A 15,731-nucleotide genomic window follows, 5' to 3' on the forward strand; every position below is an offset into this window, starting at 1 on the left:
CAGGTTACTCACGTATTACTCACCCGTTCGCCACTAATCCACCCAGCAAGCTGGGCTTCATCGTTCGACTTGCATGTGTTAAGCACGCCGCCAGCGTTCGTCCTGAGCCAGAATCAAACTCTCCGTTAGAAAAATAATGAAGTAGTTGATGATCCTGGTCTCTGATTGTTAGCGAACCATTCACCACGGGGTGGTGTGGTTCGAGCTGACGAATCTGAAACCAATTGATTATCAAATTCTGTAAGAAACCGTTGGTTTCTCACATTGTTATATAAATATTTGGTATCAGTTCAATTTCCATATCACTCCAGAACCGTTGTGGTCTTGGTATTGTGATGATGGACGATAAGAATGTTATTTATAACATTGGTACGCTATTGAGTTTTCAAGCAACAAACCGCATTCTCAACCCTAGCCAGATGTTGGCCGGTGTTTCGTATCGGTCATTCTCAGTTTTTGTGTTACCCGTTTGGGTAACTCATTCAGTCTATAATGCTTTTTCCATCATCGCAACTCGCTAGAGCGTGACGATAGCCACAAGCTCTTTTCTTTACTTCAAAGCCTTAGCTTCAAACCCGAAAACCAGTTCAATCAACTTTCCCTGGGAGTCTTATATCGACTCAACTTGTGGTGCACTATTCGATTATTTTTCACTTTCGGCCGGTTCCCCGTGCCTCAGCGACTCGTTATACTTTACGCAGGTTTTTTGGAGCATGCAACCCCAACGAGGCTCTTTTTCCCTCAAAACACCACCTAAACCCACCCAAACGAAGATATTTCCCCTAGTAAACAGCGGGTTAAATTTTCTCAAAAATATTTTCAAAAAATTTTCCAGCTCCACCGGGTCTCACCCCGTGCAAACTCCACCTTCCCCCACTTTTACTGCTCTGACCAGCAGAAATAGCAAAACCCGCCCCGTTCCCTCCCCGGTCTAGGGAGAAGAGGTGGGGCGGGCGTCCTCACTCAAGAGAAGAACTTACTGGGCAACCTCAACAACTGCCATGTTCTTCTTGCCGCGGCGAACTACCGCGTACTTGCCGAGAAGCAGGTCAGATTCGGTGAGGGCGGCGTCCTCGCCCTGTACCTTGACGTTGTTGATTGCTGCGCCGCCTTCCTTGAGGGTGCGGCGGGCCTCGGACTTAGAAGCAGAAAGGCCGGTTTCGGTCAGCACAGACACCATGTCGAGCTGATCAGCTGAAAGTACCGCATGGGGCAGCTCTGCGGTAGCGGCCTTGAGGGTTGCCTCGTCCAGGGCAGCGAAATCGCCCTTGCCGAAGAGAGCCTCAGAAGCAGCGATTACCTTCTCGGTAGCCTCAACACCGTGTACCAGAGAGGTCACCTCGTAGGCCAGGGTCTTCTGGGCTAGGCGCTTGAAGGGCTCTTCTTCAACCGACTTCTGCAGGGCAGCGATCTCGTCGCGGGTCTTGAAGGTGAAGACCTTGAGACGGTCAGCTACGTCAGCATCGGCAGTGTTCAGCCAGAACTGGTAAAAAGCGTAGGGTGAGCACATCTCGGGGTCCAGCCAGATAGCGTTGCCCTCAGACTTACCGAACTTGGTGCCATCCGAATTGGTAATGAGCGGAGTACCCAGAGCATGAACAGACTTACCGGTGACCTTACGAACCAGCTCGGTGCCACTGGTCAGGTTGCCCCACTGATCGGAGCCACCGCACTGCAAGGTGACATTGTGGCGGCGGTTCAATTCGAGGAAGTCATTCCCCTGCAGAATCTGGTAGGAGAACTCGGTGTAAGAGATACCCTCTTCAGAGTTCAGACGCTTAGCCACGATCTCTTTTTTAATCATGGTGCCCACGCGGAAGTTCTTACCGATTTCACGCAGAAAATCGATAGCAGATAGCTCGCTGGTCCAGTCCAGGTTGTTAACCATCTGGGCGCCGTTCTCACCCTCAAAAGATAGGAAGCGCTCAATCTGGCCGCGCAGACGGCTTACCCAGCCCTCCACCACATCGCGGGAGTTGAGGACGCGCTCAGAGGTCTGACGGGGGTCACCAATCAAACCGGTAGCTCCACCGACCAGGCCGAAGGGGCGGTGACCAGCCAGCTGCAGGCGACGCATCAGCAGCAGCTGCACCAGGTGCCCCAGGTGCAGGGAAGCCGCTGTGGGGTCGTAACCGATATAGAAGTTCACGGTCTCTTCAGCCAGCGCCTTCTCAAGGGCTTCTTCGTCGGTGCTGACGTGCACAAATCCACGCCACTTCAATTCCTGCCAGATATTCTCGAAGGAATCATCGTTGTGCTGAGCTGCAAGAGTCTCTTCAGACACGGTTACTCCATGGTTAGTAATGAACAAAAAGCAGTGGCAAAGCCACCTGCTACCACGGTACCAGTTCACCGCCCAGGCAGGCTTCGGACAGCTGCGGTGTTCTCTGATTGAGAGATAGAAAAAGGACGCCGCCACCCCACTCCCCTGCTCAACGGCAGGGAAGGAGGCAGCGGCGTCCTCTCATTCAGAAACCAAAAGAAGGCTACTCTGTAGGGACAAGACCAGCCGGTAGCTCACGCGAGGCCAGCAGGTGAAGGCGCTGGGTGGGGCGGGTCATGGAAACGTAAAGGTCACCAACTGAACCGTTAGCAGCGCGCACCAGGTCGGCGGGCTCAACGATAATCACGGTGTCGAACTCCAGGCCCTTGGCCTCCCACGGGGTCAGAATGAGTACCTGGTGCTCCAGGGCTGAGGCTGAGGTGCCCAGCTTACCCTTGTGCTCGGCAGCGATCGCCAGGGCAGTCTCGCGGTAGCGCTCTTCACTGACAATCACGCCAATCAAGCCACCGGCGCCCTGCTCCAGCTCATTGCTGACGGTACTCACCACAGCCGGGTAGAGGCCGTCCTCACCCACGATACGAGCGGTCGGTGCCCAGTTACCCTCGCGCACGGCGCGGGGGGCTGAAATCTCCAGGCCGGCAGCGCGGGCAACCGCAACGGCGGTGTCCGAAATCTGGGCGGGGGTGCGGTAGTTAACGGTCAGCTCGTCCAGGGTAAAGCGCTCCCCCACGAAGGGTTCCAGAGCTTGCGCCCAGGACTGGGAAGCAGCAGCCGATGAAGCCTGCGCAATGTCGCCGACAATCGTGAAGGACTTCATGGGGCAGCGGCGCATGAGCAGGCGCCACTGCATGGGGGAAAGCTCCTGGGCCTCATCGACCACCACGTGCCCGTAGGCCCAGGTACGGTCGGCCTGCGCGGCGCGGGCGGCGGTCATATGCTCGCCGCGTTCCTCGTTCAGCTCGGCAATCTGCTCGGCGGTGACCACACCATCGACACCCATATCGGCCAGCTGCTGGTCCACGTTCTCCAGAGCCTTACGCGCATTTTCGAGGTTAGCCTGGTGGGCAGCCTCAGCGCGGGCAGCAGCCCCGGCACCAGCGACCTTGGAAAAATCACCGAGCAGCTCAGCTGCCTCATCAAGCAGGGGTACATCGGACTCGGTAAAGGGCAGGTTCGCTGGGCGGGCCAGGGCGTCGCGTTCGGTATCGGTCAGGACGCCGGCGGTCGCGCTGTGGAGGTACTCCGGCTTGGAAAACAGCGAGCGCACCAGGGTCTCGGGTGACAGGGGCATCCAGGCGAGGTTGATAGCTCGGCGGACGTCCAGGGACCCGCGGACATCGTCTTCGAGGTAGGGGCGGTCAACCGCGTGGCCTGCGGCGGCATCCAGCTTTTCGTTGAGCTGGGTAGTGAGCTCTTTCAGGAGCACCTTCACAAAGGTTTCGCGGGCCTCGTTGTGGGGCTTGCCGGTGGAGCGGGCGGTTGCACGGGCGTGCTTGACCATGCCGGGGGTCATCTCGATGGCGGTGGAATCCACGTACATCTTCACGGGCTTGGCCGGTACCTTCTGACGGTCGGCCACAGCCCTTTTAATGACCTCGGCCATGCGCAGGTCGCCCTTAATCTGGGCAACCGCGGGATCGGTTTCGGGTACAGCCTTAATACCGGGGTACAGGGTAGCTAAGGACGACATCACCACGCCGGTCTCGCCCAGGGAGGGCAGCACACGCTCGATGTACCACATGAAGGAAGCAGAGGGGCCGACCACCAGAACACCAGCGTTATTGAGACGCTCGCGGAAGGTATAGAGCAGGTAGGCAGCACGGTGCAGGGCAACGGCGGTTTTACCGGTACCGGGGCCACCCTGCACAACGCGGACGCCTGCCAGGTCGGCGCGGATAATGGCGTCCTGCTCTGCCTGAATTGTCGCCACGATATCGCCCATACGGCCGGTGCGCTTGCGGTTCAGGGCCGCCAGCAGGGCACCCTCACCGTGCAGGTTCTCATCGCCCTCCTCAAGCAGAGTTGAGTCGAGCACGTCATCTTCGAAGCCGGTGACTTCACGGCGTTCTAGCATCAGGTGGCGGCGGCGGCGCACACCCTGACGGTTGAAAGCGGTGGCCTGGTAGAAGGTACCCGCTTCGGGGGCGCGCCAGTCAATGAGCAGGCGCTCGTGGTCTTCGGTTGCCAGGCCGATACGGCCGATATAGCGGATAGCCTCGTCGTCAAGGTCAAGACGGCCAAAAGCCAGGCGGTGGTCGACAGCGTTGTACTGGGCCAGGCGGTCTTCATAATGCTGGGCGTAGGCGTCACGCTCTGAACGGTTCTGGTGGCTGCCAACAGCCTGGTTCTTGCGGGTGCTCTTGAGCTTTTTCTCGTTAATCTCTCGGAGCTCATCGAGGCGGGCGTACAGCCTGCCCACGTAGGCTCGTTCACCTGCCAGCTGAGCCTCGTAGGCTTTTTCAGCGGCAGTCTGCTCACCGGTTGCGGTTGTGTTCTCGGTCAAGAGGGAACCCTTCATCGCGGAAAATTCAAGCCCTCCATTCTACCCGTACACCCGAGCAAAAAGAAAGGACGCCCGCGGCAGCTCGGCGGGGCAGGGCGCCCAGACTTTCAATCGCTGCCTATCAGTAGTGGTATCTGCAGGCGGCAATCAAGATTGACGTATCTGTTATCGCATAAATGAGTCTGTGTTCGTCTGTAATCCGCCGCGACCAGAACCCTGACCAGTCGTGTTTAAGGGCCTCGGGTTTGCCGATACCCTCGTGCCCGTTGCGGGCAATATCTTTGATCAGAGTGTTAATGCGTTTGAGGACTTTGCGGTCCTGCTGCTGCCACCAGAGGTAGTCTTCCCAGGCGTTTTCATCCCACACGATTTTCATGGCTTACTCTTCGATCAGCTGGTGCTCTTCCCCCAGACCAGCTTTCAGCCGCGCGATTGATTCAGAGATTCGACGAGCGTTCCGGGGGGAGCGCATGAGGTAGGCGGCTTCTTTGAGGGACTCGTAGTCTTCGAGCGATAGCATGACGACGGGGTCGTGCCCCACTCTAGTGATGATGACTTCTTCGCGGTCGTTGATAACAGAATCCATGACCTCTGCGTACCGAGCCCGAGATTCTGAATAGGTCATTGTTTTCATTCCACACAGCCTTTCTTGTACAACCAATTGTACGACTGGTGGTTTTTCTTGGATAGTCCCCGAGAGAACAACGCAGCCCATTCCAGAACGAAGCGGACGCCCGCCTCTCCCCTGCTTGGGAAGGACGGGCGTCCGCTCAAACGCCGCTAGGGCTGGGTCACGCCGTCAGGTGAAATCGTGAAACCTGCGCCGTCAGTGCCAATGCATTTGATGGAATCGGCAGAAACAGCCTGGCAGGAAACACCGTTGAAGTTAATAACGGTGCCAACATCAAGCGCGGTGCTTTGAGACGTTGTCTCACTCGGCCCCTGCAGGCCGCCTTCCTCAACAACCACGCCAGCGCTCGGGTTCATGGTAACCTTCCAGGTTTTGACATAACCACCGATAGGATTGCCGGCAACGGCCCCATTGGTCTGAGCGGTCTCGCATACTACGCCGAGACCTCCCATAGTGATACCGCAACCGAAGGTTCCCGTCGACGCACCAGCCGGAGCAAAACCGTAGTCATAGGTACTCTGAGCAACCGTGGAATAGTATTGCGCAGTATCAGCTACCGGCCCCGGGATAGGGGCAATGCCTGAACGCAGTTGGATGTATGCGCTGTTCACAGGGTTAGTACAAGTAGCGTAAGCACCCGTTGTGCGGCTCGAGCTACCACTTTCTAAGCAGGTGTAGTTACCCAAAGCTACCTGTGCAGGGGCCTGCCCTGCAGAACCGTCTGTCATCGAGGGCAGGAAGGATTGCATAACGTCAACGGCCTCATCACAGCTGACTTGGCCACCAAAGACATAGATATGGCTTTGAACTCCGGTTGACTGGGCAAGACCGCAATCTGTGCCCGGTGCGGCTAAAGCAACAGCTGCTTCGCTAGTCACTTCAGGAGAAGGCTCCGATGAAGCAGTTTCGGCGCTGGAGGCACTAGCTGAACTGGTAGCTACAGTGGATGCAGAAGATGGAGAAGCCGATGCACTTGCTGAGTTGGTCGCCTCAGTAGTTGGTGATTCGATAGATTCAGCCTGATGAGCGTTAGAGCCGCAGGCAACCAGACCAAGCAGAGCAACAGTAGTGCAGGAAACAAAAAGTTTACGGCGCATCATGACCTCGTAGTGTGTGCGGTAATAGTGATATCACCAGCTTACTCAAAAGCCCAACAACAGTACGTACGCACCGTTGTTGGGCTTCAAGTTACAAAATTTTATGTGTAGAAGACCTACTCAGCGACCAGAGACAGAGCCTCCAGGCGGTGGCCAGCCAGGATTTCGCGTCCGCCCAGGCCCTCAAGCTCCAGGAGCACGCCAATGCCGGCGACCTTCAGGTCAGCCATTTCCATCAGGTGGGTGGCCGCCTCAAGGGTGCCGCCGGTAGCCAGAAGGTCATCCACAATCAGCACACGGGAACCTGCCGGGATGTCGTCCTTGTGAATCTCAATCGCGGCCTGGCCGTATTCGAGGGAGTATTCCTTCATGTAGGTATCGCGCGGCAGCTTACCTGCCTTACGCACGGTCATGACGCCGGTACCGGCAATATAGGCGATAGCCGAAGCCATCAAAAAGCCACGAGCCTCAACACCAGCCACAATATCGAACTGCCCCTCAAAACGGCGGGCCAGCTCCTCCATCGACGCCCGGAACACCTGCGGGTTAGCGAACAGGGTGGTGACGTCGTAAAAAAGGATGCCCTCCTTGGGGTAATCCTGAATCTGGGCGCAGGCAGCGGGAATCTGCTCCTCAAGGGGCAGGGAAGAATCAACGGGCTTAATCATGCTTTTAGCCTAGCTGATGACCTGGGGGCGGGCCGCGAAAGCACGCGCAGGTTCTAGCTCACTCTTGAGTGCTTCCAGCTGGGCGGCAACAGCGGACGGGGCGGTGCCGCCCTGGGCGCTGCGGGAGTTCAAAGACCCCTCAACGGTGAGCACTTCGCGGACGCCCGCGTGCAGGGCAGGTGAGATAGCCAGATAGTCCTCGTCGGTCAGGTCCCACAGCTCGCAGTCCTTTTCTTCGCAGACACGCACAGCTTCACCGGCCAGTTCGTGGGCCACGCGGAAGGGCACGCCCTCGCGCACCAGCCACTCGGCAACGTCCGTCGCCAGGGCAAAGCCCTGGGGAGCCAGCTCAGCCAGACGGTCGGTGTTGAAGGTGAGGGTGGCAATCATGCCGGAGACAGCGGGCAACAGAACTTCAAGCTGGTCGATGGCATCAAAGACCGGTTCCTTATCTTCCTGCAGGTCGCGGTTGTAGGCCAGGGGCAGGGCCTTCAGGGTTGCAAGCAGGCCGGTGAGGTCACCGATCAGGCGGCCGGCCTTACCGCGGGCAAGCTCAGCGATATCGGGGTTCTTCTTCTGCGGCATAATCGATGAGCCGGTGGAGAAGGAGTCGTGCAGGGTTACGAAGGAGAATTCCTTGGTGGCCCAGAGAATAATCTCTTCAGAGATACGGGAGAGGTCTACCGAAATCATGGCGGCGATCCAGGCGAACTCGGCGTAGACATCGCGGGAGGCGGTGCCGTCGATGGAGTTGTGGGTTGCGGAGTTGAAGCCCAGATCAGCTGCTACGGCTTCGGGGTCCAGCCCCAGGGAAGAGCCCGCGAGCGCCCCGGAGCCGTAGGGTGATACGGCGGCGCGCTTGTCCCAGTCCAGCAGGCGGTCAAGGTCGCGAGAGAGCGCCCAGGCGTGGGCCAGGAGCTGGTGGGAGAGCAGGACGGGCTGGGCGTGCTGCAGGTGGGTGCGGCCGGGCATGGGGGCGTAGGGGTGGGCCTCGGACTGGGCAATGAGGGCATCGATGGTGTCCATGACGCCGGTGGCAATAATGGAGGCGTGATCGCGCAGGTACATGCGGCCCAAGGTGGCAATCTGGTCGTTGCGGGAGCGGCCAGCACGCAGCTTACCGCCCAGTTCGGCCCCGGCACGTTCGATGAGGCCCTTTTCGAGGGAACCGTGGACGTCCTCGTCCGACTCCGCCGGGGTGTAGGCGCCAGAACGGACGTCGGCTTCAAGCTGGTCGAGGGCTGCAATCATGCCGGCCAGTTCGTCGTCGGTGAGCAGACCGGCCTTAGCCAGCACACGGGCGTGGGCGCGGGAGCCTGCAATATCGTAGGGCGCTAGACGCCAGTCGAACTGGGTTGACTTCGACAGGGCGGCAAGAGCCTCAGAGGGGCCGCCTGCGAAGCGTCCGCCCCAGAGGGCGCCGTCGTTGGTACCGTGCTTTTCAGCTGACATAGTTTTACCTTTGCGGGGTTGGGAAAATCGTGCGGGGTACGGCAAAGCCGCCCGCCGGCGTCCTCGCCCTTGAGCAGGGTAAGGACGCGCGGGGTTGGGCGGCACGGGCTGGGCGAGGTTTAGAGACCCAGGCGCTGGTCGCGGGCTGAAGCGACCTTGGAGGACATACCGAACAGCTCAATGAAGCCGCGGGCCATGGACTGGTCGAAGGTGTCACCCTCGTCGTAGGTGGCCAGGTTGAAGTCGTAGAGGGAGGTCTCTGACTTACGGCCGGTGACAACGGCGCGGCCACCGTGCAGGTCCATGCGGATATCGCCGTTGACCATCTTCTGGGTGTCGTTGATGAAGGCGTCCAGGGACTTCTTCAGCGGTGAGAACCACTGGCCGTCGTAGACCAGTTCGGTCCAGCGCTGGCCGACAATCTTCTTGAAGCGGGCCTGCTCGCGCTCGATGGTGACGTTTTCGAGTTCCTTGTGGGCAGCCATGAGGGCCATAGCGCCGGGAGCCTCGTAGATTTCGCGGGACTTAATGCCAACCAGGCGGTCTTCGACGATGTCGATGCGGCCGATGCCCTGGGCACCTGCGCGGCGGTTCATAATCTCGATAGCTTCAAGCGGGGTGACTGCCTGGCCGTCGATGGCAACGGGGACGCCTTCCTTGAAGGAGATGACGACGGTGTCGGGGGTGGGGGCGAAGGTGGGGTCATCGGTGTAGTCGTAGACGTCCTTGGTGGGGCCGTTCCAGATGTCTTCGAGGAAGCCGGTCTCAACGGCGCGACCCCAGACGTTCTGGTCGATGGAGAAGGGGTTCTTCTTGGTGGTGACGATCGGCAGGTTGTTCTTTTCTGCGTAGTCGATGGCCTTCTCGCGGGTCAGGGCCAGGTCACGCACGGGGGCGATGCACTTGAGTTCGGGGCCCAGGGTCTGGATGCCCACTTCAAAGCGGACCTGGTCGTTGCCCTTACCGGTGCAACCGTGGGCAACGGTGGTGGCGCCGAACTGCTTGGCTGCTGCTACCAGGTGCTTGGTGATGACGGGGCGGGAAACAGCCGATACCAGGGGGTAGGCGTCCATGTAGAGGGCATTGGCCTTGAGAGCCGGCATGCAGTACTCATTGGCGAATTCATCGCGGGCATCCGCCACATAGGCTTCAACGGCACCGCAGTCGAGGGCGCGCTGGCGGATAGTCTCAAGATCCTCGCCGCCCTGCCCTACGTCAACGGCAACGGCAATAACTTCTGCGCCGGTTGCTTCGCCGATCCAGCCGATGGCAACTGAGGTATCTAGACCGCCTGAGTAGGCCAGGACGATGCGCTCTTTCATGGTGCTCCTTGAGATATTACATTCAGGGGCGGGAGGTCCCCGCAGGTTCTATAAATAATTATGCACACTCAGACATAATTATGCAAAACGTATCGGCCAGTGATACGCGCTACTATCATCGCGCGCCGTTACAAAACCGGCAAGAGAAACGCGCACCCCAAAATGAAAAAACCTTAATGGAATACTCACAGAACTTTTAAAGACGACTGACACACTAGAAACATGCTCAAGAAATACATGTTCGGAATCCTGCTCCTAGCAGCTGTTGGAATGGTCGCCGCTCTCGCTCTACTGATGAGCTTCCGCGGCCAGCTCGGTGACGAGGTAGACCCCATCGTCCTCGACCGCACCACCTCCCCCAGCTCGTCAGCGTCCGCCTCTGCAACCCCCTCGCCGTCAGCTAGCAGCGAGAGCCCCAGCCCTGAGCCCACCGAAGAGCCAGCGGCTGAGGAAGCAGCCCCGGTTGAAGAAGCCCCCGCCGAGCAGGCGCCGGCTGTTGTTGAAGCCCCGGCCCCCGCAGTGGTTGAGCAGGCCCCTGCCCCTGTTGTAGTCGAGCAGGCTCCCGCACCTGCACCGGCTCCCGTCGTGGTAGAACAGGCACCGGCACCCGCCCCCGCACCTGCCGACGACGATGACTTTGATGATGACTACGAGGTCGATGACGATGGCGACGATGACTAACCCTCTCACCAAGCTGTGGGCCAAGCGGCGTTCTAGCGACTCTTCCCGCCTGAACAACCAACGCACAGGGTCGGTACGACTTCGCATTGTCGCATGGATGGTTTTGGTGACCGCCTTTATCATCACCGGCCTCATCTTCACGGTTCGTGAGATCCTCATCAGCGAGGTCGGCGCCAACGCCGCAGCAAGTACCGAAAGCGAAATTTCAGAGTTCCGCACGTTTGCTGAACTCGGTGTAGACCCCACCACCGCTGCCCCCTTCGAAGACCTGGACCAGTTGCTCACAGCCTTTGTGTCCCGCCAGTTCACCGGCTACGCTGAGCAGCTCATTGGCGTTACCAGCAACCAGGTCATCATTATCGATGAGCAGCAGGACTACGCCGAAGAAACCGGCTACAGGCTGCACCAGGATCAGGACCTCCTTGCCCTCATCACCGGGTATGAGAGGACGTCGGGAATCGAGCAAACCCCGGCAGGCCCGGTGCACTGGGGCAAGGTCGAGGTCAGCCTCAACACCGACGATGGAACCCAGACCGGGCACCTCATCGTTGTGGAATATATCCAGCCTGAGCTCGATGCGGTGCAGCACACCATCGTCACCATGATTTGGGTGGGGCTGGGCGGGCTAGCTGCCACCGTAGTCATCGCGTGGCTGGTCGCGGGCCGTATCACCAAACCGATTCGGAGCCTGCGCACCGTCGCCCAAGAAATCAACGACAAAAACTTTTCAGGACGAGTCGCCGTCAAGGGCGACGACGACGTGGCAGCTATGGGCCACACCTTTAACCAGATGCTAGATAGATTGGAGGAGTCAGCCATGATTGAACGCCAGTTTATGGACGACGTGAGCCACGAGCTGCGCACCCCCATCACCATCGTGCGCGGTCACCTTGAGCTCATGGACCGCACCGAGGAACAGGATCAGACCCTGCAGCTGGTCGACGATGAGCTAGAACGCATGGGTCGTATCGTCGCCGATCTGCTCACCCTCGCCAAGTCCGAGCGTCCTGACTTTGTCTCACCGCACCCGGTAGACGTCGCCGACCTGATGATTACCCTCGACTCGAAGGTACAGGCCTTTACCGACCACCGCTGGATGATGGCCGACATCGCAGAAGGTGAAGTTGACCTGGATGAACAGCGCATCACCCAGGCTCTCGTCCAGCTCTGCGCCAACGCAGCCCAGTACTCCCCCGAAGGAACCACCATCTCTATCGGCTCAGCCTTTGAGGGAGCAGGTTCCCACCGCGAGCTCAAGCTCTGGGTACGAGATCAGGGCCCCGGCGTCAGCGAAGAAGACGCCGCAACCCTCTTCGAACGATTCAAGCGCAACAACGCCAAAAACCCCGCCACCGCCAAAAAGCACTCGGTCGGGGCAGGCCTGGGACTGGCCATCGTCCGCTCCATCGCAGAAGCCCACGAGGGCTCCGTCTGGATCGCCCAGCCGGACGACGGCATCGGCGCGATCTTCGGCATCACCCTGCCAGCGCCCACCGACCCCGACCAGGGCCAGGACGACAGCACCCCGGCAGATACCCCCGTCACCGTCACCCGCTACCCCAGCTGGACCCGCTAACCCCTCACCCACACACCCAAACACGTCGAAAGAAGCACCGCCATGAGCCATATCCTCATCGTTGAAGATGACCCGCGTATCTCGTCCTTCATCGTCAAGGGCCTCAAATCAGCCGGCTACACCTCAACCCTCATCGACGAAGGCCGCTCAGCCTACGCCCTGGCCAAGGTCAGCGACTTCGATCTCATCATCCTCGATGTAGGCCTACCCGGCATGGACGGATTCACCATCATGAAGGCCCTACGCGCCGACGGCATCACCACCCCCATCATCATGCTCACCGCCCGCGACTCCGTCTCAGACACCCTCGAAGGGCTCGAAAACGGCGCTAATGACTACATGACCAAGCCCTTCCAGTTTGCCGAGCTACTGGCCCGCATCCGCCTGCGCCTGCTCGATACCAACCGCGAAGAAAGCAGCGCATCCACCCTCACCCACCGCGACCTCGTCCTCAATGTGCTCACCCGCCAGATCACCGTCTCAGGAGCCAGCACCGAGCTCACCAGCCGCGAGTTTGCCCTGCTAGAGACCTTCATGCGCCACAAGAACCAGGTGCTCTCCCGAGAGCAGCTCCTGGGGCAGGTGTGGGGTATGGACTTCGACCCCAACTCCAACATCGTTGACGTCTACATTCGCGCCCTTCGCAAGAAAATCGGCGACGACTACATCGCAACCGTACGCGGGGCAGGCTACAGGTTCGTCTAATGAAACTTCTCTACACCTCAACCTCCACCCCGGCGCAGGAGCCGCCGACCCACACCGCGCCGCTACCGGTACAGGCCCCCAGCTTCATCACCGTCAAGGTGCTTATCTCCTTCTTCCTGGCGGTGCTCCTGATTGCGGGCACAGCCCTGACCGGAGTCACCTCAGAAGAGCTCTCCCTCGAAGGGGCCCTCACCCTCACCATCTTTATTCTGGCGATCTGGGCCTGGGTGTTCAGCCCGCTGTCAGACACCTACGTCTCACTCGCAGCTGCGGTAGCTCTGGTGCTCACCGGCATCATCAGCACCGACCAGTTCACCGCCTCACTGGGTACCTCGGCTGTCTGGCTGCTGGTGGCCGCTGTGGTGATGGCCCAAGCGCTGACCGCCTCAGGTCTCACCCGCCGTCTCACCGCCCGGCTCGTAGCACTGGCCCGCACCCCGCGTCAGCTCGCCCACCTCTACAACCTAGCCCTCTTTCTGACCGTCTACCTGGTCCCCTCACCTTCAGGCCGAGCAGCCCTTGCCCTGCCCATCTACCTGGCCATGGCAGAAGCTATGCCCGACCGCCCCAAGCTGGTCAAGGCCCTGGGAATCCTAGCGCCCTCCACCATCCTGGTCTCAGCGGTTGCCTCGTTTATCGGTGCAGGTGCCCACCTGGTCACCGCCGAAATCCTGGTGGCCTACGGGCTAGAAACCATCGGCTTCCTTGAATGGATGGTTCTGGGCTCAGGCCTGGGTCTGCTTGCCTCGCTTCTGGTCACCGAACTGGTCTTCGCGCTCTTCCCCACCCGCGACGACGCTCCGGCAAAACTGCACATCGACCTGGCAGACTTTGAAACCGAAGATTCCACCCCCGTACGTGGCGCACTTACCCAGCCAGAGAAAAATATCGCCCTGGTACTCGGCCTTGCAATCCTGCTCTGGTGCACGGAGTCCTTCCACGAGGTAGACCCGGTGATTGTGGCCGTGCTCGGCGCACTGGCCGCTAGTGCCCCTGGCTTCGGATCCGTCAAGCTGGCTGCCGCCCTCAAGAAGGCCCCCTGGCCCATGCTCATCTTCATGGCCACGACCCTGGCCATTGGTACCGCTCTCTCGGAGTCGGGGGCAGCGACCTGGCTGGCAGAGTCAATCTTCGCCCCGGTTTCAGGGCTAGGACGCAGCGGCGCGGCAGCCTTCGTGCTTCTCGTCATCGCCCTCTCGACGGTGGCCCACCTGGTGATTCAGTCCCGCTCAGCCCGCTCGGCCGTTCTGGTTCCCCTGATTATCACCGCCGCGATTCCCCTGGGGGTCAACCCGGTAGCAGCCGCCTTCATCTCAACCGCAGCCGCCGGCTTCTGCCACACGCTGACATCCAGCGCTAAACCGGTAGCCCTCTTTGCCTCCATCGACGGGAAACCCACCTACACCCCGTCCGACCTTCTCAAGCTTTCGGCCTGGCTGGCCCCGCTGCACGCAGCGCTCATTGCCGGCTTCGCCTTCTTCATCTGGCCGGCCCTGGGCCTGCCCCTCTACCTCTAAATCACCACACCTTTACAAGGAGAAACACCATGACCATGTCCATTCCCCAGCGTATTCTGATCGCCCCTTCCGGCTTCAAGGGCTCTCTCGAAGCTGATGTTGTAGCGGACGCCATTGCATCCGGTATCCGCCGCGTCATTCCCGGCGTCAACACCGTGACCATGCCGATTCCCGACGGCGGCGAGGGCACCGCAAAGATGCTGGCTGGCTCCACCGGCGGCAAGCTCGTGCACACCAAGGTCACCGGCCCGGTAGGCCAGCAGGTTCGTTCCCACTACGCCCTGCTCGGTGGAGCCCAGGACGGCGTCGCGGTCGTTGAAATGGCAGCGGCAGCGGGGCTCTCCCTGGTACCTAAGGATCTGCGTAACCCCGCTGAAACCACCACCTACGGGGTGGGGCAGCTCATTGCTGCGGCACTCGATAACGATGACGTACACACCGTACTGGTAGGCTGCGGCGACTCAGGCACCTCAGACGGCGGTGCAGGTGCCCTCTCAGCACTGGGTGCCCGTATTCTCAACGAGGCCGGAGAAGAAATCCCCCTGGGCGGTGCCCACCTGACCGAGGCTGCGTCCATCGACTACTCCGGTCTGCACCCCCGCCTTTCCCAGGTGCGCATCGTCCTGGCTCTCAACCAACACAACATCTTGACCGGCCCCAAGGGCGTTGCCCGCGTCTTTGGCCCCCAGAAGGGGGCAACCCCCGAGCAGGTTGAACAGCTGGATGCGGCCCTGACCCACTGGGCCAACCTGCTGGAAGAGACCTACGAGGCCATGACCGACGGCAAGCTGCACATGGACTTCCACACCGGCGCAGGCACCGGCGCTTCCGGCGGTCTGGGGGCAGGTTTGGCCTTCATCGGCGCCGAACTCACCCCGCGCTTTGAGGCCCTTATCGACTCCGGCCTGGCCGGCATCAACCTTGATGAAGAAATCCGCCACGCCGACCTGGTCGTTACCGCAGAAGGCGCTATCGACTTCCAGACCCCCAAGGGCAAGGTTCCCGCAGAAATCGCCGCCCGCGCCCAGGGTTCAGGTGCCCCGGTCCTCGCGTTGGCTGGCTCTATCGGTAAGAAGGCCTACCGCGTACACGATGCCGGTATCGACGCCTTCGCCTCGATTATCCCCCTGCCCATGGATCTCGAAGATGCCCTGGTCAACGGTGAAGAGCTGCTGACCGACTCGGCAGAGCGCACCTTCCGCATGATTCTGCTGGGTGCTTCGCTTTCGGCCTCCATGCGGTCCCGCCGGGCGCAGCTAACTGCCGCCTAAGGTAACCGGCGAACGGTAGAGGCT

13 protein-coding genes and 1 rRNA gene are annotated in these 15,731 nt (G+C 60.1%); 5 read left to right on the forward strand and 9 right to left on the reverse strand.

Annotated features, from left to right (window positions below; all coding sequences use genetic code 11):
* From L6762_RS08270 to L6762_RS08310, 9 genes are all read right to left on the reverse strand, one after another.
* Nucleotides 1-129 (reverse strand): 16S ribosomal RNA (locus L6762_RS08270); the annotation flags it as partial.
* An 847-nt stretch (nt 130-976) separates the two neighbouring features.
* Nucleotides 977-2,284: a tyrosine--tRNA ligase gene (gene tyrS, locus L6762_RS08275; protein ID WP_237186793.1), complete on the reverse strand. Its 1,308-nt coding sequence runs from the start codon at nt 2,282-2,284 to the stop codon at nt 977-979.
* A gap of 202 nt (nt 2,285-2,486) precedes the next feature.
* Nucleotides 2,487-4,787 carry a HelD family protein gene (locus L6762_RS08280; protein WP_237186794.1) on the reverse strand — a complete coding sequence of 767 codons (2,301 nt, stop codon included), beginning with the start codon at nt 4,785-4,787 and terminating at the stop codon, nt 2,487-2,489.
* A 121-nt stretch (nt 4,788-4,908) separates the two neighbouring features.
* Nucleotides 4,909-5,163 (reverse strand): Txe/YoeB family addiction module toxin, encoded by a 255-nt coding sequence (locus tag L6762_RS08285; RefSeq protein ID WP_237186795.1) that lies wholly within the window; start codon nt 5,161-5,163, stop codon nt 4,909-4,911.
* Nucleotides 5,164-5,166: 3 nt separating this feature from the next.
* Entirely contained in the window at nt 5,167-5,421 is a 255-nt protein-coding gene (locus L6762_RS08290; RefSeq protein ID WP_237186796.1) for a type II toxin-antitoxin system Phd/YefM family antitoxin, read from the reverse strand.
* A 146-nt stretch (nt 5,422-5,567) separates the two neighbouring features.
* Nucleotides 5,568-5,774 (reverse strand): hypothetical protein, encoded by a 207-nt coding sequence (locus L6762_RS08295; protein ID WP_237186797.1) that lies wholly within the window; start codon nt 5,772-5,774, stop codon nt 5,568-5,570.
* An 857-nt stretch (nt 5,775-6,631) separates the two neighbouring features.
* A complete protein-coding gene (locus tag L6762_RS08300) occupies nt 6,632-7,183 on the reverse strand; it encodes an adenine phosphoribosyltransferase (protein ID WP_237186798.1) in 552 nt (183 codons plus the stop codon).
* A 9-nt stretch (nt 7,184-7,192) separates the two neighbouring features.
* The gene (gene argH / locus L6762_RS08305; protein ID WP_237186799.1) at nt 7,193-8,635 is read right to left on the reverse strand and encodes an argininosuccinate lyase; all 1,443 of its coding nucleotides are present in this window, start codon (nt 8,633-8,635) and stop codon (nt 7,193-7,195) included.
* A 119-nt stretch (nt 8,636-8,754) separates the two neighbouring features.
* Entirely contained in the window at nt 8,755-9,957 is a 1,203-nt protein-coding gene (locus L6762_RS08310) for an argininosuccinate synthase (RefSeq protein WP_237186800.1), read from the reverse strand.
* Nucleotides 9,958-10,179: 222 nt separating this feature from the next.
* Between L6762_RS08310 and L6762_RS08315 the strand changes: the two genes are divergently transcribed.
* Genes L6762_RS08315 through L6762_RS08335 form a run of 5 tightly spaced genes read left to right on the forward strand, consistent with a single transcriptional unit; the run spans nt 10,180 to nt 15,707 of the window.
* On the forward strand, nt 10,180-10,638 hold the full coding sequence (locus L6762_RS08315; RefSeq protein WP_237186801.1) for a hypothetical protein: 459 nt from the start codon (nt 10,180-10,182) through the stop codon (nt 10,636-10,638).
* A complete protein-coding gene (locus L6762_RS08320; RefSeq protein ID WP_237186802.1) occupies nt 10,631-12,214 on the forward strand; it encodes a sensor histidine kinase in 1,584 nt (527 codons plus the stop codon). Before L6762_RS08315 ends, L6762_RS08320 begins: the two co-directional genes overlap by 8 nt.
* A gap of 42 nt (nt 12,215-12,256) precedes the next feature.
* Nucleotides 12,257-12,919, forward strand: a complete 663-nt coding sequence (locus tag L6762_RS08325; RefSeq protein WP_237186803.1) for a response regulator transcription factor — start codon at nt 12,257-12,259, stop codon at nt 12,917-12,919.
* Nucleotides 12,919-14,436, forward strand: a complete 1,518-nt coding sequence (locus L6762_RS08330) for an SLC13 family permease (RefSeq protein WP_237186804.1) — start codon at nt 12,919-12,921, stop codon at nt 14,434-14,436. The genes L6762_RS08325 and L6762_RS08330 overlap by 1 nt, the downstream gene beginning before the upstream one ends.
* A 29-nt stretch (nt 14,437-14,465) precedes the next feature.
* Entirely contained in the window at nt 14,466-15,707 is a 1,242-nt protein-coding gene (locus L6762_RS08335) for a glycerate kinase (protein ID WP_237186805.1), read from the forward strand.
* Nucleotides 15,708-15,731: the final 24 nt, after the last annotated feature.

The organism is Rothia nasimurium (assembly GCF_928381705.1).
Classification (GTDB): domain Bacteria; phylum Actinomycetota; class Actinomycetes; order Actinomycetales; family Micrococcaceae; genus Rothia; species Rothia nasimurium_G.